Source organism: Alteromonas marina (genome assembly GCF_000808575.1).
Lineage (GTDB): Bacteria > Pseudomonadota > Gammaproteobacteria > Enterobacterales > Alteromonadaceae > Alteromonas > Alteromonas marina_A.
Genome location: NZ_JWLW01000001.1, coordinates 95,582 through 114,078 on the forward strand (window position 1 = coordinate 95,582; position 18,497 = coordinate 114,078).

Here is an 18,497-nt window from a genome sequence, read left to right on the forward strand (position 1 = left end):
CTACACGTGTAGTAAATTACTGATAAAGGTAATTAAGCTAGCGATTTAGCAATTATAGAGTTTTTGCTTTCGCGTGAATGTTGCACTTCAACACTTAAAAGGACGGTTATTGATGATAAATGCATATGCCGCTAAAGAAGCGGGCGGAAAACTAGAAAAGTTTCAATACGACCCCGGTAAGCTTGGCTCACATGACGTTGAAATAGACGTTGAAAGCTGTGGTATCTGCCACAGCGACCTAAGCATGCTCGATAATGAATGGGGCATGACAGAATATCCCTTTGTGCCTGGTCACGAGGTTGTCGGCACAATTAGCCAAATAGGTGAACATGTAACGTCACTTAAGGTGGGACAGCGTGTCGGTTTAGGCTGGCATTCAGGCTACTGTAATAGTTGTAGAACTTGCGAAGAAGGCGATCATAACCTGTGTGCTGATGCTAAGATGACCATAGGTGGTCGTCACGGTGGGTTTGCAGATAAAGTACGCGCCCAAGCACGTGCCGTTATTCCCCTTCCCGATGCTATCGACAGCACGAAGGCAGGCCCTCTTTTTTGCGGCGGTATTACCGTTTTCAACCCGCTTGTCCAGTTTGGTATTAGCCCAACCAGTGAAGTGGGTGTAGTGGGTATTGGCGGCCTGGGCCATCTCGCCCTGCAGTTTTTAAATGCATGGGGATGTAAGGTAGTAGCGTTCACTTCGAGCGAATCTAAAAAGAAGGAAGCGCTAGAGCTAGGTGCGTCAGATACGATTAATAGCCGTGATGAAGATGAAATTAAAAAAGCGCGCGGTCGATTTGATTTAATTATTTCAACAGTCAACGTAAAGCTAGACTGGAACTTGTACCTATCTACATTGGCTCCGAAAGGCCGACTTCACTTTGTAGGCGCCACCCTTGAACCTCTAGATATTGGTGCGTTTAACTTAATTGGTGGTCAGAAAAGTGTGTCAGGCTCGCCAGTAGGAAGCCCTGCAACCATCAAGACCATGCTAGATTTCGCCGCACACCACAATATTGAACCTGTGACCGAAACCTTCAAGTTTGAAGACGTGAATGACGCTATTGCTCGATTAAGAGAAGGTAAAGCCCATTACAGAGTGGTGCTGACGAAGTAAACGCCTGTGTGAAAAGTTGCTATGTTCCCAAGGCCTGTTGACCTTGTGAAGCCATAGGAAAGAGACATTAGCGGTCAAGTTAGTCTTCACAAAATGCTTTTTTCTATAAATATGATAGAAGCGCGCCAAGGTGCGCTTTTTTATTGTGAGTAACGCAAATACTTACATTTGCTTAGTTGGATATTTTATCTGCCTTTGTAATTGTATGTTTTGGTAGGTGGTGTTAGAATTCGCCACCCTTGAATTTTGGGCTGGTGTTTTATTGCGCATAGGAAATTATTTTTAAACGTAATTTGCATCATTTTACCGTGGGTTTTGGTCGCAAAAATCCACATCATTAGACTTATACTTTTGGAGACAGACAATGTCTGAAGCAAATTTCAAACTAGACGCTTCTGTTCGTACAGACCTAGGGAAAGGTGCGAGCCGCCGCCTACGTCGCGAAGATAAGCTACCTGGTATCATCTACGGTGGTGAAGAAGCGCCAGTTTCTATCACACTAGATCATAACAAAGTAAACAACTCAGCTGACTTTGAAGCGTTTTATTCTCACGTTCTTGAGATTAACCTTGACGGTAAAGTTGTTGAAGTTCTAGTTAAAGATATGCAACGTCACCCGTTCAAGCCAAAGATCACACACATTGACTTCCAACGTGTAATCGCTGGTCAAGACGTTCACACTAACGTACCACTTCACTTCGTAAATGAAGAGAAATCTGCTGCTGTTAAAGCTGGCGGTATTGCTGAGCACCACGTAACTGAAATCGAAGTTACTTGTCTACCTAAGAACCTTCCTGAGTTCATCGAAGTAGACATGGCTGGTGTTGAAATGGGTCAAACGCTACACCTTTCTGACCTAACTCTTCCAGCTGGCGTTGCTTCAGTAGAACTTGCGAAGAACGACGAAGCTCACGACCTAGCGGTTGTAACTGTTAAGCCTGCTCCTAAAGCGGCTGAAGCAGAAGAAGACGGCGAAGAAGCAGCTTCTGAGGAATAATCCTCTTGGCTGATATCCGCCTTATCGTGGGTCTGGGTAATCCAGGCCCCGAATATGAAAATACCCGACACAATGCCGGTGAATGGTTTCTTAACCAACTTGCCGACGCCTACAACGCCCCGCTAAAACCAGAAACCAAATTCTTCGGTAAAACTGCTCGCATTACCATTGCAGGCAAAGATATCCGTTTGCTCTACCCCACTACCTTTATGAATAAAAGTGGACAAGCCGTAGCAGCACTGGCTAACTTTTACCGTATAGAACCAGAACAAATATTAGTAGCGTTTGACGAATTAGATTTACCCCCAGGTGTTGCAAAATACAAAGTGGGTGGAAGCTCTAGTCAAAACGGCGTACGTGACATTGTGGCTAAAATGGGTAACAACAAGAATTTTTTGCGTTTGCGCATAGGTATTGGTCATCCAGGTCATAAAAGCCGCGTTACCGGCCATGTTCTTGGAAAACCACCAGCAGAAGAAAAAGCAGCCATTGAAAGTGCTATCGATGAAGCGGTACGCTGTACAGAAATTTTGCTGAAAGAAGACCTTAAGCAAGCACAAAACAGGTTACACTCGCACAAAGGGTAAACCTAGCCAGTTATCACTTTTCCAAACTAAGGATCCATACCATGGGTTTTAAATGCGGTATTGTTGGCCTACCAAACGTAGGTAAATCAACACTTTTCAATGCATTAACTAAAGCAGGTATTGAAGCGGCAAACTTCCCGTTTTGTACTATCGAGCCAAACACAGGTGTTGTTCCTGTGCCAGATCTTCGTTTGGACAAGTTGGCTGAAATCGTAAAACCTCAGCGCGTTATTCCTACTACCATGGAATTCGTAGATATTGCTGGCTTGGTTGAAGGTGCTTCTAAAGGTGAAGGTTTAGGAAACAAATTCCTTGCTAACATCCGTGAGACTGACGCTATTGGTCACGTAGTACGCTGTTTTGATGATGAAAACATTGTTCACGTTGCAGGTCGCGTTAGCCCTAAAGACGATATCGATGTTATCAACACCGAGCTTGCACTTGCCGACTTAGAAACAACAGAAAAAGCACTTCACCGTGTTGCTAAGCGCGCAAAAGGTGGCGATGCTGATGCCAAGTACGAAATGAAAGTGCTTGAGAAGATTAAGCCGCACCTAGACGAAGGCTTGTTACTACGTTCACTTGAGCTGACTAAAGAAGAGCTTGCGGCAATCAGCTACATGAACATGCTTACCCTTAAGCCAACCATGTACATTGCAAACGTGAATGAAGACGGTTTTGAAAACAACCCGTACCTTGATCAGGTTAAAGAAATTGCAGCAGGCGAAAATGCCACTGTAGTTGCAGTGTGCGCGGCAATCGAGTCTGATATTGCTGAGCTTGAAGACGACGAACGCGAAGAGTTTATGCAAGACATGGGTCTAGAAGAACCTGGTCTTAACCGCGTAATTCGTGCGGGTTACAGCCTACTTACGCTACAAACCTATTTTACTGCGGGCGTAAAAGAAGTGCGTGCGTGGACCTTCCCTGAAGGCTCAACTGCACCGCAAGCGGCAGGTAAAATTCACACCGACTTCGAAAAAGGCTTTATTCGCGCTGAAATCGTTGGCTACGATCACTTCGTTGAGTTCAACGGCGAGCAAGGTGCGAAAGACGCAGGTAAATGGCGTTTAGAAGGTAAAGACTATATTGTTAAAGACGGTGACGTTATTCACTTCCGCTTTAACGTGTAATTTCTAAAGTAGAAATTAGCACTGTTTACGAAAGCCACCGCAAGGTGGCTTTTTTGTTTCTTGCGAATAATTGTGAAGCGCACATAGGCCTGATATAACTAGTAAAAAACTAACGGCCTTTGCAATGACTTTTAATCATTTTACTTCATCGCACTCTTCTAGTTTGAATTGCGGCAAATCACAGCACGCCAAACGGTTTTCTGTATTAAGAACCTCTATTAAAGCGTTGTGCTTGTTAAGCCTTGCTAATTTTTCTTTTGCCAGTGAACCTCAAGCTACCCCAGTGAATTCACAAATCAATAGCGACGCTGTTGAAAAGACACCAGCAATAGCGAGTAACACCGCCAGTTGGTATCAGGTACCTCAGAGTAATACTGTGACGTTTAAAACTGCATATGGCGATGTAGTTATTGCGCTTCACCCTACCCTTGCACCCAAACATGTGGCCAGGTTTAAAAGTTTAATAGACGCAGGCTTTTATAACGAACAAGCATTTTATCGTGTAGTAGACGGGTTTGTGGCACAGGCAGGCAGTAACGATACTCATGACGCTTCACAATTCCCACCGACTCTGCTTCAACCAATCAACGCTGAATTTACGCAACCGCTCAATAGCAATGTGAGCGTAGTTGAGAACAAGGATATGTTTGCGCCTAACACCGGCTTTTTAGACGGTTTTCCAGTAGGCATTGATAAAAGCCGTAAAGAAATGTGGGGACTTCACTGCCCTGGTGTTGTGGCATTTGCTCGCAATAGCGAGAAAGATACGGCCAGTACGGAGTTTTACATTGTGATTGGGCAAGCACCACGGCACTTAGACAGAAATATGTCGGTCGTTGGTCGCGTACTGCAAGGTATGGATGTACTTCAAAAGTTGCCGCGAGGAAATATGGACAGAGGTGGCGTTCTAGATGACATAACGCAAGAAAGCAAAATTAAGCAGGCTTTTGTGCATGCAAACAACGTTACACCTTATTTTCTGCAAACACCGCTTCATGAAGAATATAAAAAACGGGCAAACACGGGAAGAAACTTAGATAACCCGTTTTTTCATGACAATACGTATGGCCCACGCCCTATTGACGTATGTTATTACCAAACAAAAACCAGTGACAAAGCGTGGTAAATAGCTAACTTATTTCGTGCAAGTTGTTCAATTTCACGGCTTTTTGCACGTATTTCGCCCTAATGCGCACACTTAATGAGCATTTAAAAAAAGTTAGTAAAAAAGGGGTTGACGGTTGCCAGTCATATACGCATAATACGCGCCACTTCCTGAGAGGGAAGAGAATAGCAAGGCTACGTAGCTCAGTTGGTTAGAGCACATCACTCATAATGATGGGGTCGCAAGTTCGAATCTCGCCGTAGCCACCAATTCTCACTTATCTCTTTTAGGAAAGTCTAGCTGCGCGGAAGTGGTGGAATTGGTAGACACGCTGGATTTAGGTTCCAGTGCTTCACGGCGTGAGAGTTCAAGTCTCTCCTTCCGCACCACGACTGGGGTATAGCCAAGTTGGTAAGGCAGCGGGTTTTGATCCCGCCATTCATAGGTTCGAGTCCTGTTACCCCAGCCATTCTTTTTGAATGACTATTATAGCTAGCGTCTACGCGGAAGTGGTGGAATTGGTAGACACGCTGGATTTAGGTTCCAGTGCTTCACGGCGTGAGAGTTCAAGTCTCTCCTTCCGCACCATTTGGGGTATAGCCAAGTTGGTAAGGCAGCGGGTTTTGATCCCGCCATTCATAGGTTCGAGTCCTGTTACCCCAGCCAAATTCTTGAGAAGCCGCTCATTGAGCGGCTTTTTATTGAAGATAAAAGTTTAGGCTACGTAGCTCAGTTGGTTAGAGCACATCACTCATAATGATGGGGTCGCAAGTTCGAATCTCGCCGTAGCCACCAACTTTTACTTATTCCTTAATTGGAAGTCTACATTGCGGAAGTGGTGGAATTGGTAGACACGCTGGATTTAGGTTCCAGTGCTTCACGGCGTGAGAGTTCAAGTCTCTCCTTCCGCACCAATATTGGGGTATAGCCAAGTTGGTAAGGCAGCGGGTTTTGATCCCGCCATTCATAGGTTCGAGTCCTGTTACCCCAGCCATATTCTTGAAAAAGCCGCTCTTTTGAGCGGCTTTTTCGTTTGTACTCATTTTCTGTACTACAAACGCTTTCCCCTTACCCGTGATTGAATAAATTTGCTATATGCGAGCATAAATCGTCATAGCTTCAGCACGTTTTCATTGTCCAATCATTTAATTGTCGTGCTAGTATTGGTTTTTTATCGATATAGCTCGGCTTATTCTAAGGTTTAGCAAATACGAGTTTGCTTAAGCCGAAGCGTTTGTTCTGACAACGCACCTGTCATGTTCAGTTCATTTCTACACGCCGAGCAATAATTAAAACAATAACGAAGGAAAGTGCGTGATAAACGAATTCGTTTCATTAGTTAACAATATTCTTTGGGGAGACGGTCAGGTACTTATCATTATGCTGCTTGCATGTGGTATTTGGTTTACCGTTAAACTTGGCGGTGTGCAGCTTAGGCACTTCGGCCATATGTTCAGCCTATTAAAGGGCAGTAACACTTCTACTAAGGATGGGATCAGTTCATTCCAAGCATTATGTACCAGCTTATCGGCGCGTGTAGGCACGGGTAACTTAGCGGGCGTAGCGGTTGCTATATCGCTAGGTGGCTCTGGCGCTATTTTTTGGATGTGGATGATTGCCCTTTTAGGTATGGCCACTGGCTTTGCCGAAAGTGTACTAGGTCAGCTATACAAGGTCCGTGACGAAAACGGTGAGTTTCGTGGTGGCCCAGCTTATTATATCAAGCAGGGTTTGAACAAAACCTGGCTTGCGGTCGCATTTTCTTTATGTTTATTTTTTGGCTACGGCTTTGTGTTTAGCGCCGTTCAAGCCAACACCATTACCGATGCATTAAACAACGCATACTCGTTTCCTAGCGAATACGTGGGCTTAGCTATTATCGCACTTGCAGCGTTAATTGTTATTGGTGGGCTTAGAGGCATTGCCCGCTTTGCCGAGTTTGTTGTGCCATTTATGGGAATCGGCTACGTGCTTGTGGCACTAGCTATAACCTTTATCAATATTTCTGAGCTGCCAGCCATGTTGCTCGATATTGTGAAGTCGGCATTTGGTTTACAAGAAGCTGGCGCTGGTGCACTAGGGGCTGCGATTAAAAATGGTATTCAGCGTGGCCTTTATTCAAACGAAGCGGGCAGCGGCTCTGTACCGCACGCAGCAGCGAGTGCGGTTCCAAACCCGAATCACCCAGTATCACAGGGTTACATTCAGATGCTAGGTGTTTTCTTAGATACTCTCGTCCTGTGTACGTCTACTGCCTTTATCATTTTACTTGCTGGCGGTTCAAGCTCTGATCAAATGGAAGGCATACGCTTAACCCAAGATGCCATGAGCAGTCATTTAGGCGAAGGCGGTACTGACTTCGTGGCAGCCGCTATCAGTTTGTTTGCGTTTACGTCTGTGGTAGCAAACTACGCGTATGGTGAAAGTAACCTACACATGTTCAAGCTAGATAATAAAATAGGTCGTGCGGTTTACACGATTGGTTACTTAGGCATGATTTACTGGGGCGCACAGGCGGCACTACCTCAAGTATGGGCAATGGCCGATATGGCGTTAGGCCTAATGACGGTTATAAATATTATCGCTATTGTGTGGATGACCCCAACCATCGTATCTATCAGTAAAGACTACTTTAAGAAAAAAGACAGTGGCGAAAGGGTGGAATACAAAGTTGGCGATTGTGAAATTCAAGGTAGGTCTGAAGATGGTGTTTGGGATTAAGCCCGGCTTTTACTAGGTTAGTGTTTTAAAGTTAGGTGTTTCCACGCTAACTTTGACCAAGTAAGTTCTGGCGTAAGTTTTAGAAAAAGAAAGGCTAACCTCGGGTTAGCCTTTTTCGCTTGTAACAATTGACCGCAAGTAAACCGCTGGTTTTGGTTTACCTGCAACAAACTTAATAGCGGCCTACAACGCCACTGGCAAGTGTCCCGTTTTAACCCAAATCACCGTTTCTTCATCAACGTAGGGATGATGCTGGCTCATGTGTGGGCTTCTTATCCATGTACCTTTTGGATATTCACCATGTTCATCTTTAAACGTACCCGACAGTACAAAAATCTCTTCGCCACCAAAATGCTTGTGAGGTTTAAATACCTCACCAACTGGCCACTTAACTAGCGCTACATGTTCATGCTCAAAGTTGTGTAGCGGCATCACTTTTAAACCGCCCTGCCCTTGCAGCCATTCTGCCGTGTTAGTGTTCACCCTAACCTCAGCCAAATCGCGTTTATCAAACTGATTCAGCTTCACTAAAATAACACAGCCTTCTTTACTGAACGGGCTGTGTTTACTGCCTGGAGGATTGCGCAAATAAGTGCCTGCAGGGTAATCACCGTGTTCATCGGAAAACACACCTTCAAGCACTAGAATTTCTTCACCATAGGGATGACTGTGCTGCTTAAAACTCGCGCCTGCTTCGTACTTTACAACGCTAGTTGTATGACCTGACTCTTTTGCTTCACGCTCTAAAGGCTTCCGCCATACCGTAGAAGACGGTGACGCCTGCCACTCTTGCATTTGCGTATTGATCGCTAGGCGTTCATCAAAGTTCATATTAAGCATCATTGATAATCTCGTTTTATTTAGAGCAAGCAATTGTTACCGAATAAACGTATACATCATCTCGCTTCGTGTTATTAGAATGAAGACAAAGCAAGATAATGATACGTCCTATTTATTAGTTCCTACCTGCCATTACACCACCATCAATATCTAATACGGTACCGGTAGTCCAATTAGCTCTTTCTGATAACAGATAAAGGATGCCATGTGCCACGTCTTCTGGAGTTCCTATACGTCCTATCGGATGAAACGCATTGAAACCTTCCAATACTTCATCGGTTTGCTCTTCTGGAACGAACGCATTGTAAATAGGTGTTTTAACTACCGCTGGCGATACTGCATTTACACGTATGCCATCGTCGGCAAGTTCCATGGCCAGATGCTGAGTAAGTGAATGCAGCGCTGCTTTTGCCATGGAGTAAGCAGACGAAGGAGTCGCCTTAACGGCCTGCTTGGCCCACATAGAACCAACATTAACAATACTGCCAACACTGTGCTGAGACATTCTTTTGGCTACCGCTTGGGTGATGAAAAATAGGCTTTTATTCAAATCATGATAAACATCATAATCCTCGCATGTATGCTGTAAAAATGGCTTAGGGTTAAAATACCCTGCAGCATTTATTAAGTAATGAAAAGGTATAGCTGCATCTTCTACATACTTTATTAATTTTTGTACGTCTGCAGGCTTATATAAGTCAACTTGGATAGCGTTTATGCTAATGGTTGAAACATTTGTGAATGTACTTACCGCTTTCACTGCTTCTTCCAGTTTGGAACCATTCTTGCCCACAAGCACAACGTTAACACCTTCATTCGCCAATAACTTAGCGGTGGCAAGACCTATACCGCTTGAACCGCCTACAATTAACGCGTTACGGTTTTCACAAAAATCATTTAAAAGTGACATTTTAAATTCCCTCACTGTTTTCAATTCGTGATAACCTTACGCCTTAGATAACTCCATGAATAGTAAGTATAATTTGGTTCAGTAAGTACTTTTAGGTACATCTTTATGAATTTTAAAGAAAAACAAATCGAGCGGAAAATACCACCTCAAGAAAGCGCGCGCATGGTAGAGACGATTTACGGCTGTAAATGGTCGCTTACCGTTTACCAACTCTTGGCAAATGGCATTAACCGCCCCGGTGAAATGGTGCGTACTGTAGACGGACTAAGCACCAAAGTATTAAATCAATGCCTGAAGAAGAACACGGAATTTGGTATTCTGAAAAAAACGGTGTATCACGAGCTCCCGCCTCGGGTTGAATACCAAGTAACAGAGTTTGGAAATAAATTTTTAGCCGTACTAGAACAAATAGAGGCCTTACAAGAAGACCTCAATAATCTATCGAGATAGCATCGCCAGCTCTATCCCTCTGGTCTTAGCATTTCGAAAAAGTTTTCTCGGGATATAGTGTAGTAATCGCCTCGTCCGCCACCACGGGTAACTGGCGCACTTTTCAGCGTGCTGTAAACGCCGTTTTCTATGAGCGACTTATCGATATGTACACCCACTACTTCACCCATAATAAACCAGCTATTTACTTCATCACCTGAGGCTGACTTTAGCTGTACCACATCGGTAAGCTGACACTCCATGCTTACCTTACTCGCTTTTACGCGGGGAACGCTTACCACTTCACTTTCTACAGTTTGCAGCCCTGCATGGTCGAACTCACTTTCTTCTGGTGCCAACGGTTTGCTTGTTGTATTCATCGCGTCAACCAAGTCTTCCGATACTAGATTCCAGCAAAACTCACCCGTTTCCTGTACGTTTACCAGTGAATCTTTCTTACTGCCTACTACTGAAAAGCCGATAATTGGTGGAGTATAGTTCAACGCATTGAAAAAGCTGTAAGGGGCCAGATTTAATACGCCCGCTTTTGATTTTGTAGAAATCCAGCCAATAGGACGTGGCGCAATGATCGCGTTAAACGGGTCGTGAGCCAAGCCATGACCTTCTTTTGGCTGATAAAAGTGCGTTTGTGACAAAACCATTCCTTAAAATTTGTGGTAGGGTAATTTAATACTGATATGAACGCTTACCCGGCGCTTTTCAAGAGCTAAAAATTAAAGGTTGTTTATGACTGCACGTAGTGTCGCTTTTTCTAGAACAAGACTGACTGAATTAATGGTGCCTTCTTTTGCTAACTTTGGCGGTAAGGTGCATGGTGGCGTTATCTTATCTTTAATGGATAAAGTTGCCTACGCATGTGCAAGTAAACACGCAGGTGCCTACTGTGTTACGGTAACTGTGGATGGCGTTGAGTTTTTACAGCCCGTTGAAGTGGGTGACTTACTTCACCTCGATGCTACCGTTCATTATGTCGGAAACACATCCTTGGTAGTAGGGATTAAAGTCACTACGGAAAATATCAAAACCAATGAGGTCAAGCATACCAACAACAGCTTTTTTACCATGGTTGCCAAAGATGATAGCGGTACACCTGTTTCAGTACCTGAGCTAGAGTTATCTACTCACCATGAAATGCGCAATTTCGTAACGGCTATACGCCGCATTAAAATTCGCAAGGAAGCACAAGTTAAGCTGCAACGTGATTACGACGCCTTTATTCCCAAAGAAGACTTTGCGCTTTTAAACGAACATCGCTGTGCGGTTAGCTTTGAGAAAAATGAATAAGTAACAGGTACAAAAAAGCCAGTTGATTATTAATCAACTGGCTTTCAGCACTCAAGAACCGATGCTATTTAGAAGCTATACGAAACTTTTCCATAAACAAAACGTCCAGTGAAACCGTAAGGCGAGAAGCCTGAATACGGGAACAGGCGCGAGAACGTGGTTACATCATCCACAAGTTCACGGGTTGTTTCTGGGTACACATCAAACAAATTGTTAGCACCAACAGAAACGGTAAGTCCTTCTGTTAACGCAATGCGAACGTCTAGGTCTGTGATCCACTCTGATGGAATGATTTCATTGCGTGCTTCAACTGACGATGGGTCTTCCACTTCACCATAACGAGTAGTGCGTAAGGTTGTTGTGTAGCGGTCATAATTCCACGTTACGCCAAGATTCAACTTGCTATCAGGTGAACTGGTTTCAAAGCGACGAAGCTCAACATCACTGAACAGATTGTCTTGGTCGAAACCAGCGTTTTGCAGCACGTCAGGCGCATCTAAAATGTCGGTTACTTCGTTGTCATTGAAGTTCATTCCGGCATTAAAGTTAAACGCACCATAGTCAGATGTATTCAAAGTGTAAGTAGATACAATGTCCACACCTTCTGTACGCGAATTGATTGCGTTTAAGAAGAAGCGTGCACGGTTTGCTCCAGTGCCTTCTAGCAAGGCTTCAATCGCATCACCCGAAAGGTTGTTAGACAACACAATTCGATCGTCGATGTCTATGCGGTAGAAGTCTACCGTTAAGTTAAAGTCGGCTGTGGGCGAGTAAGTAAAACCAGCACTGTAGTTATTCGATTCTTCTGCGTCTAGACCCGGGCTACCAAGTGCTTGCGCAACATCACTAGATGGTGCGAAAGTCCCCGTTTCAGTTGGCTCGCCATCAACAAATACGGTTGCGATAGAGGTGAAGAATTGCTGCTGAAGAGACGGCGCTCTAAAGCCGGTTGATACCGACGCACGAAGTGCAAATGCATCACTCAGAGTTACACGGTGAGACATTTTCCAATTAAACGTGCTGCCGAAGTCAGAATAATCTTCATAGCGCCCTGCCACTGCAACATTCCAATTCTCAACCACGTCAGCCTCTACATCCACATAGAAGCTATAGTTATGACGGCTGTTTTCACCTGCAGATTCTGGTGTAAAGCCAGGGAATACTTGGGAACCAGCGGCTCCAAACGGGCCGTCTACCGGGTCAGTCACCACGCCGCCAGGTCCAAAGGTACCTTGAATATAGGAGTTTTCTTCACCTGCAGTAATTTCGTAGCTTTCGTGACGGTATTCTGCACCCATTGCGAAGTTCATTTCACTGTAGAACAAACCCGTATCAACCAATCGTGACGCGTCTGCATTCACTATAGTGGTGTTGTATTCTAGCGTACCTGCATCAAACTCAGTTTGACTCGTTGGACCTAAAGACGTGTTTAGGGTGTTGATAACACCATATTCAAGTTCATTACCGCCATGTGTTACGGACAAGTCGTAATTCCACACATCGCCATAACCCTTAATACCAGCAAGCAGCGACATATCGGTTATGTCAGTTTGAATAGAAGGTAGGAATCCGTCTGGATAAATTTCAACTACGTTTCGTGAATCTTGAGCACGACGGTAAAAGCCTCCGCCTACCGAATCACGGGTGCTGTAGCCTGCGGTAGTATAAAACTCAACGCTATCAGTAAGGGCTTTGCCCGCGTTTATGAACAATGCGTAATCTTCCACCTCACCATTTCCGTAAACGTGATTGTAGCGGTTGACCGTAAGCTCACGAGGGTCTAGGTTGCCGTCCGCGTCTCGCGCATAGTTTTCTCGCTGGTCGTAGTCCGAACGGTTCGCCTGTCCACGGTCGCGGTATTCACCTGATACGTTAACAAAGCCGTCATCTCCCCATTCGAAGCCTACGTTTCCGCGAAGGGTAACGGTTTGTCCATCGGTTACGTCTCTGTCGTTTCCTTCAACGAATGCTAAATTACCGTCAGCGCCAACACTCACACCTTCAAGGTTAGGCACACCGTCCATTGTTGTAACGTTAGCACCATACGTTGCCGACACTTCACCGCCTTCGGCAGCATCTTTCAAAACAATATTAATAACACCGGCAATGGCGTCTGAGCCGTACTGAGCCGCAGCACCGTCACGCAACACCTCAATACGCTTAATCGCATTAGCCGGGATAGCGTTTAAATCTACCGCTGATGAGCCACGCCCCACTGAACCATTTAAATTAAGAAGCGCAGAGGTATGACGACGCTTACCATTAACTAATACCAGCGTATGGTCTGGTGCTAAACCACGCAGCTGCGCTGGTCGTACGTGGTCGGTGCCATCGGTAATAGATGGCTGAGGGAAGTTAAAGCTGGGCAGTAACTGGTTTAAGATCATGTTGGTTTCAGTGAGCCCCGTTGCTTCTATAGATGAAGCATCGATAATATCGATAGGTACAGGGGAGTCATTGATGGTGCGACCAACGCGACGTGAACCTACAATTTGGATTTGCTCAACATCTTGCTCATCAATCGTCGTTTGCTCTTGTGCCAGTGTTGATGTAGAAAAGTGCATTCCTGCTAACGCAGAAGCAATAAGGGAAAGCTTAAAAGCAGAAGCGTTTAATTTTGCCTGTTGCATGGTGTTGTTCCTGAATTCTTTTAAATTTTACTTTTCGAAGTGTGTAGTTTTGTATTTCGTGAATCAAAAACGCTTTGAAATACAATATTTTCTATCTATTGTTGGGGTACTGCTAAACGCCAGATTGTCTGATCAGACTTATTATTATTAGAGATGAAAAGCACGTGGTGCTTGAAGGCTGAGTAAATCACAAAAAGATTCGCTCGCACAATACTAAAGTTGTAATAAATCCTCAATATCGACGACAGGTAGAATTTTGAAGATGAAGCGACGGAATCATCTATTGGACTGGTGGAATAGGCGGTAGGAAGGTGCCACCTTCACAAAAGGTAGTTTTAACTAGAATACATCAAACAAAAAAGCGCTCCTTTCAGAGCGCCTTTCATACTAATTTTTGCACCAAGGAATGCCAAATAGGCACTTATGCTTTTTTAAGCTTCTTCTTAAGCTTTTTCAGCTTACCTTCTTGCTTAGAAATTTTCGCCTTAGTTGCTTTAATCGCTTTTTTTAACTCTTTTTTCTTAGCCATGATGTAAATCCTTATCTTTATTTGTAGTGTTCGCCTCACTCACATAACGTTTAGCAAAGCCGCTATTGATCGCCGTGTTTGGCAATGAATTCTCGAATAAAGTGCCTAACTTCACGAGCAGCAGAAGTGTCTAGGTCTTCGCATAACGCGATAAACTGGGCACGTTCTTCGTCGTTGATTCGAATAATCATCTGACTATTCTTTTTCTTCTTTTTGTTTTTTTCAGACACCTTAAATCCTTGCAAATACCAATACGTGCAGTATGTCGTTCAATGACAATCTGCAAGTACTACCACATTATTCGAATTTTAAATGTATATCCCATGTATATACATTTCAAGGTATTCTGAACTTTTCATCCTCATTTTTCATAAAAGCGTAATGCTAGCGTCACATTAGTGACTTCAGGCTAAGCCAAAGTAATTCCAATAAAAATGGAAGCAACGAACTTACGTAAAATCAAAAGTGAAGTAGACCATGACACAAGCACAATCTATAACTCACCTATCGTGTTTCATCGAAGCAGTGGCTATCGCTAAACAAAATAAATGCAGTAATTGCGACGATTTGAAAACACTGTTGCAGCAAAAGGGATACGAAGAGTTAGTTGCAATGGAAACCGTAGAAGAATTAAGCCCGCAGCTGCCCTTAGCGTCTTAATAGTCGTATTTTGAATAGGAAAATGCTGTTTGCGCTTTTTATCTACACACTGTGTAGCTTACTGCTATTCAGTTTTTGCGAGATTGCTCGCAAGCGTTTAAGCCAGCAACAAAAAACGGAAGCCTTGCTTCCGTTTTAAAAGAGCTATCAAATGATTATTTAGGCGACCAATCAAATTTTTTGAAAGGTTCGTCTACAGGCGTATCGGCCAAATGATTGGTATAATTACTCATCACTTTTTGCGCCAATATAAGTATTATTTCTAACAATTGCTGATGCTTGTATCCAGCACTGTAAAATGCGTCAAGCTGCGCATTATCAACATTACCTCGCCCGCGAGTTACAGCCAGCACAGTTTCTTTAAGCGTATTCAATTTGCTTTCAGACAGTGTTTCATCGTTTCGCAACGCTTCAATTAGTTCATCGCGCACTTTCATACTCTTAGCAATACCCGTATGCGCTGGAACACAGTAATGACACGCGTGCTCTACATTCACTGCCTGCCAAACCACCGTTAACTCTTCTGCATTGAACGATGTTTCTTGCGCTAGTTTATGCAGCACTTGATAGCCTTCAAGCAAAGTCGGCGCTTCTGCCATTACTGCATGTAGATTTGGAATCATTCCAAATGCTGCTTGCGAATTATCAAGTAAAGGCTTCGCTGCTTCTGGCGCACTCTCTTTCGTGTGTAAAGTAAAATCGCTCATGTCACTCTCCTATTGATGTGATCAAAAACTGCAAGCAACGCATTGCGCTACTTACAGCTCGTATGCCAATAATAATAGGTTTACTTGAACGATCGTTCACATGATAATTGAACATATGTTCAAAACATTCACGTATAAGGTATGCAGCGATGAGATATGACCACGATGAGATTATAGAAAAAGCCACTACGCTTTTTTGGCAACGAGGCTTTCAGGCGGCTGGCATGCGTGATATTCAGCAGGCATTGGATATGCGCCCGGGTAGTATTTATGCGCGCTTTCAAAGCAAAGAAGGCTTATTCAAACTTGTTGTTGAGCATTATGCTGACAACAGTGCAAAGCGTTTAAAGCAAGTCACAGAAGCTCGATCACCTTTAGATGCTCTTTACCATTTTTTTGAAACAGCATTAACTGGCCCCGACGAGCAACGCTACATGCGCCAGTGCTTGCTGGTTAAGTCTATTGCAGAATTAGATCTCATTGGTGATATTGCCAAAAAAGCTGTACTTGAGAGCATGCAAACCCTCAAGGCTGGTTTTAGAAATATTATTGAAACCTGTATCGAAAAAGGTGAGCTGCCTGAACATACGCCAACGTCAACAGCCGCAGAGTGGCTTCAAAATCAGTTCGTTGGCTTACGAGCGTTTGCCTTACTGCAAGACGATAATCAAACAACTATTAAGATGATAGACAAAGTCATTATCGATTTGAAAGGACAATGGCCACAACAAACACATTAATGTAGATGAAGGCTTACAAAAACTGACGCAGTGCATTTCATGAAAATTGCCGTGAAACCAGTTGGATGAGCCCTGATTTACTTAAACAAGCGGTCCGGAATGAACCGTTTAATCCAAGTGGAAAAACCATTTTTGTCCGTTTTCACATTAACGTAGGCTCGCTTTACCTCAACCCACTGTTCCTGGTCAACAGTCACTCTACCATCAGCAAACGGTACATATAGCTGATCGCCTTCAAAGTGGGTTCTAAATTCTAAGTAAAAGTCGCCGTGTAACTCCTCAAGTAAGGCATCGGACTCCCCTAACCCGTTGGGGAGGAAGTAATGAAACCGAATGAGAACAAGACTTCCTTCAGCACTTAACTGGTAACTGCCTGCATAGCCATCCCAGCAGGCAGACATCACCTCAACCTTTTCAGGGTCAGGTTTACTCTTCAACTGATAAAAGTGTTTTTCGCCTTCGTCTGCTGGATGCCCTTGCCAAATATAATAAAGGCTATAGCCTTTTAGATTAACCCACGAACATTGATTGGAGAACCCTTGCGAAAATTGTACGGTCATTCCTTTGAACCTTTGAAAAAGTGAATTGATTTGAGTTCGGCAAGTGGCTAGATTTTGTGACTTTTTAAACCTAAGCAGCAGCTAAGAGAACAGTAACCGCAACAACTGGGCGATAAGCAAAATCCCCATTAAGGGCCAAATCCACTTAGCCCATTTCGCAGCATCCTCATTACTGATTCGCATTTTAGAGCGTTCTATAAGCGGTATAATCAATGCTAGCGCACCAAATAACACCGCCAGTAAAATTAACACTTCCATTATCGTAACCCTATCGCATATTTGAGCACTTCTTGTTTAGCAGGCTCTATGCGCTGCGCCACAGAAAGAAGCTGGTTTCTTATCCATTTTATGGGGGCAACGTCATTGCTAAACAAGGTATAAAACCCATCCATTGCCGTCATCATCACCAAATTATCTCGCTTTCGTGGCTTTTCATAATTGCTGATAAGCCTTTGAGAAAATACTTTATCGGTTAGCGACAATGCGTTGTCGCTACCGAATGGCTTGAATTCAGTACACACAGAAAGAAAGGTTTCTACATCTTTAAAACCTAAATTAACCCCCTGTCCGGCAAGCGGATTAATAGTGTGTGCTGCATCACCAACTAACGCACAACAGCCTTTCACATAGTGATTGGCATGAGAACGGGTAAGCGGAAAAATCGCTTTATCAATAACCGAAAAGCGATTGCCATTTCTGGTCAATTCGTCTGGAAACGTTTTAAGAATTTCACTTTCAAGTTGGCTCGCTTTTAAACTTTTAATCCGTTTGAGTTCGTCAGGCGAGTCATACCAAACCAGCGAAGCGAAGTTATCAAACATAGGTAAAAAGGCTTTAGGGCCACTCGATGTAAACTGCTGCCAGGTTACAGGTTCAACGGCGTTCTCCATCTTTATAGTGATCCCCATCGCCTGCTGCGCATATTGCCAACCTGTGGTGCCAATGCCCGCCGCCTTTCTTACCTGAGAGTTTGCACCATCTGCGCCAACAAGCCATTTGGCTTCAATGGTTCTGCCATTCGAAAGACTGACCTTAGCCGTATTCGTTAAGTGAATATCTTGCACCGTTTGTCCGGTAATGAGCTCAACATTGTCAAACTGCTTTAATGCGTGGTGGCACCCCAGTTGCAATAATCGGTTTTCCACAAAAAAGCCTAATTGGGGCATGTCGATACTTTGTGCGGTAAAGTCTGTTCGATGGGCTGGGTCGTCCCACACGCTAAGACCAGTGTATGGTTTTACGCGCATGGCGGCAATGTGGTCCCATGCGCCAAGGGCTTTTAGTAGAGTCACCGATGCTTCGCTGATAGCTGAAACCCTTAAGTCTGGCCCCTTCTCGGGGTTAAAAGGTTCCGGTAAATACGGCTCTATTACCGCTACTCTAAACTGCTGTTGAGCAAGCCCCAACGCAAGCGCCGCACCGACCATACCGCCGCCATTTATACAAAAATCGACCATTAATTCTCCTTAAAACACGCAGTTGCATTATGTCTTAAAACACAAAGCGCTGTGAAGTAAAACGTAGAACTGG

19 protein-coding genes and 8 tRNA genes are annotated in these 18,497 nt (G+C 44.1%); 18 read left to right on the forward strand and 9 right to left on the reverse strand.

All coding sequences use genetic code 11. The features are described 5' to 3' along the window. The first annotated feature begins 112 nt into the window (after window positions 1-112). The 14 genes from ahr to RJ41_RS00475 all read left to right on the forward strand — a co-directional run bounded on the left by ahr (window position 113) and on the right by RJ41_RS00475 (window position 7,657). Entirely contained in the window at window positions 113-1,114 is a 1,002-nt protein-coding gene (ahr, locus tag RJ41_RS00410; protein WP_039216236.1) for an NADPH-dependent aldehyde reductase Ahr, read from the forward strand. A 364-nt stretch (window positions 1,115-1,478) separates the two neighbouring features. Continuing rightward, complete coding sequence (locus RJ41_RS00415; protein WP_039216237.1) at window positions 1,479-2,111, forward strand: 50S ribosomal protein L25/general stress protein Ctc; 633 nt, start codon at window positions 1,479-1,481, stop codon at window positions 2,109-2,111. Between the two features lie 5 nt (window positions 2,112-2,116). After that, window positions 2,117-2,698: an aminoacyl-tRNA hydrolase gene (pth, locus tag RJ41_RS00420; RefSeq protein ID WP_014976149.1), complete on the forward strand. Its 582-nt coding sequence runs from the start codon at window positions 2,117-2,119 to the stop codon at window positions 2,696-2,698. A gap of 41 nt (window positions 2,699-2,739) precedes the next feature. Beyond that, window positions 2,740-3,831, forward strand: coding sequence for a redox-regulated ATPase YchF (gene ychF / locus RJ41_RS00425; RefSeq protein WP_014976148.1), 1,092 nt, complete (start codon window positions 2,740-2,742; stop codon window positions 3,829-3,831). Window positions 3,832-3,955: 124 nt separating this feature from the next. After that, on the forward strand, window positions 3,956-4,957 hold the full coding sequence (locus tag RJ41_RS00430; RefSeq protein WP_039216238.1) for a peptidylprolyl isomerase: 1,002 nt from the start codon (window positions 3,956-3,958) through the stop codon (window positions 4,955-4,957). Window positions 4,958-5,128: 171 nt separating this feature from the next. Further along, a tRNA-Met gene (locus RJ41_RS00435) sits at window positions 5,129-5,205 on the forward strand. Window positions 5,206-5,240: 35 nt separating this feature from the next. Further along, window positions 5,241-5,325 (forward strand) — tRNA-Leu (locus RJ41_RS00440). A gap of 4 nt (window positions 5,326-5,329) precedes the next feature. Next, window positions 5,330-5,405: transfer RNA gene (locus tag RJ41_RS00445), tRNA-Gln, on the forward strand. A 34-nt stretch (window positions 5,406-5,439) separates the two neighbouring features. Further along, window positions 5,440-5,524: transfer RNA gene (locus tag RJ41_RS00450), tRNA-Leu, on the forward strand. A 2-nt stretch (window positions 5,525-5,526) separates the two neighbouring features. Next, window positions 5,527-5,602 (forward strand) — tRNA-Gln (locus RJ41_RS00455). A gap of 52 nt (window positions 5,603-5,654) precedes the next feature. Continuing rightward, window positions 5,655-5,731: transfer RNA gene (locus RJ41_RS00460), tRNA-Met, on the forward strand. A 34-nt stretch (window positions 5,732-5,765) separates the two neighbouring features. Then, window positions 5,766-5,850: transfer RNA gene (locus tag RJ41_RS00465), tRNA-Leu, on the forward strand. Window positions 5,851-5,854: 4 nt separating this feature from the next. Continuing rightward, a tRNA-Gln gene (locus RJ41_RS00470) sits at window positions 5,855-5,930 on the forward strand. Window positions 5,931-6,250: 320 nt separating this feature from the next. Further along, window positions 6,251-7,657: an alanine/glycine:cation symporter family protein gene (locus RJ41_RS00475; RefSeq protein ID WP_039216239.1), complete on the forward strand. Its 1,407-nt coding sequence runs from the start codon at window positions 6,251-6,253 to the stop codon at window positions 7,655-7,657. Window positions 7,658-7,840: 183 nt separating this feature from the next. Here the strand turns inward: RJ41_RS00475 and RJ41_RS00480 are convergent, their stop codons facing one another. Then, complete coding sequence (locus RJ41_RS00480; RefSeq protein WP_039216313.1) at window positions 7,841-8,497, reverse strand: cupin domain-containing protein; 657 nt, start codon at window positions 8,495-8,497, stop codon at window positions 7,841-7,843. A gap of 115 nt (window positions 8,498-8,612) precedes the next feature. Next, the gene (locus tag RJ41_RS00485; protein ID WP_052235371.1) at window positions 8,613-9,407 is read right to left on the reverse strand and encodes an SDR family NAD(P)-dependent oxidoreductase; all 795 of its coding nucleotides are present in this window, start codon (window positions 9,405-9,407) and stop codon (window positions 8,613-8,615) included. Window positions 9,408-9,512: 105 nt separating this feature from the next. On the opposite strand from RJ41_RS00485, the gene RJ41_RS00490 reads away from it, so the two are divergent. Further along, the gene (locus RJ41_RS00490) at window positions 9,513-9,857 is read left to right on the forward strand and encodes a winged helix-turn-helix transcriptional regulator (RefSeq protein ID WP_039216240.1); all 345 of its coding nucleotides are present in this window, start codon (window positions 9,513-9,515) and stop codon (window positions 9,855-9,857) included. 11 nt (window positions 9,858-9,868) lie between these two features. Here RJ41_RS00490 and RJ41_RS00495 read toward each other — a convergent pair whose 3' ends face one another. Beyond that, window positions 9,869-10,492: a flavin reductase family protein gene (locus tag RJ41_RS00495; RefSeq protein WP_039216241.1), complete on the reverse strand. Its 624-nt coding sequence runs from the start codon at window positions 10,490-10,492 to the stop codon at window positions 9,869-9,871. 91 nt (window positions 10,493-10,583) lie between these two features. Here RJ41_RS00495 and RJ41_RS00500 point away from each other — a divergent pair, with 91 nt between their 5' ends. Beyond that, window positions 10,584-11,141 (forward strand): acyl-CoA thioesterase, encoded by a 558-nt coding sequence (locus tag RJ41_RS00500; RefSeq protein WP_039216242.1) that lies wholly within the window; start codon window positions 10,584-10,586, stop codon window positions 11,139-11,141. 68 nt (window positions 11,142-11,209) lie between these two features. On the opposite strand, the gene RJ41_RS00505 is transcribed toward RJ41_RS00500, so the two are convergent. Continuing rightward, on the reverse strand, window positions 11,210-13,771 hold the full coding sequence (locus RJ41_RS00505) for a TonB-dependent receptor plug domain-containing protein (protein WP_039216243.1): 2,562 nt from the start codon (window positions 13,769-13,771) through the stop codon (window positions 11,210-11,212). 591 nt (window positions 13,772-14,362) lie between these two features. Further along, entirely contained in the window at window positions 14,363-14,530 is a 168-nt protein-coding gene (locus tag RJ41_RS19125) for a hypothetical protein (protein ID WP_167334061.1), read from the reverse strand. A 247-nt stretch (window positions 14,531-14,777) separates the two neighbouring features. Here RJ41_RS19125 and RJ41_RS00510 point away from each other — a divergent pair, with 247 nt between their 5' ends. Further along, on the forward strand, window positions 14,778-14,960 hold the full coding sequence (locus tag RJ41_RS00510; RefSeq protein ID WP_039216244.1) for a hypothetical protein: 183 nt from the start codon (window positions 14,778-14,780) through the stop codon (window positions 14,958-14,960). Between the two features lie 155 nt (window positions 14,961-15,115). Here the strand turns inward: RJ41_RS00510 and RJ41_RS00515 are convergent, their stop codons facing one another. Then, the gene (locus RJ41_RS00515; protein ID WP_039216245.1) at window positions 15,116-15,667 is read right to left on the reverse strand and encodes a carboxymuconolactone decarboxylase family protein; all 552 of its coding nucleotides are present in this window, start codon (window positions 15,665-15,667) and stop codon (window positions 15,116-15,118) included. Between the two features lie 149 nt (window positions 15,668-15,816). On the opposite strand from RJ41_RS00515, the gene RJ41_RS00520 reads away from it, so the two are divergent. Then, window positions 15,817-16,407 (forward strand): TetR/AcrR family transcriptional regulator, encoded by a 591-nt coding sequence (locus RJ41_RS00520; protein ID WP_039216246.1) that lies wholly within the window; start codon window positions 15,817-15,819, stop codon window positions 16,405-16,407. A gap of 77 nt (window positions 16,408-16,484) precedes the next feature. On the opposite strand, the gene RJ41_RS00525 is transcribed toward RJ41_RS00520, so the two are convergent. The 3 genes from RJ41_RS00525 to RJ41_RS00530 form a co-directional block, all read right to left on the reverse strand. Beyond that, window positions 16,485-16,967, reverse strand: a complete 483-nt coding sequence (locus tag RJ41_RS00525) for a hypothetical protein (RefSeq protein ID WP_039216247.1) — start codon at window positions 16,965-16,967, stop codon at window positions 16,485-16,487. A gap of 81 nt (window positions 16,968-17,048) precedes the next feature. Continuing rightward, on the reverse strand, window positions 17,049-17,225 hold the full coding sequence (locus tag RJ41_RS19130) for a hypothetical protein (protein WP_014948996.1): 177 nt from the start codon (window positions 17,223-17,225) through the stop codon (window positions 17,049-17,051). After that, window positions 17,225-18,424 carry an FAD-dependent monooxygenase gene (locus tag RJ41_RS00530; RefSeq protein WP_039216248.1) on the reverse strand — a complete coding sequence of 400 codons (1,200 nt, stop codon included), beginning with the start codon at window positions 18,422-18,424 and terminating at the stop codon, window positions 17,225-17,227. Before RJ41_RS00530 ends, RJ41_RS19130 begins: the two co-directional genes overlap by 1 nt. Between the last annotated feature and the right edge of the window lie 73 nt (window positions 18,425-18,497).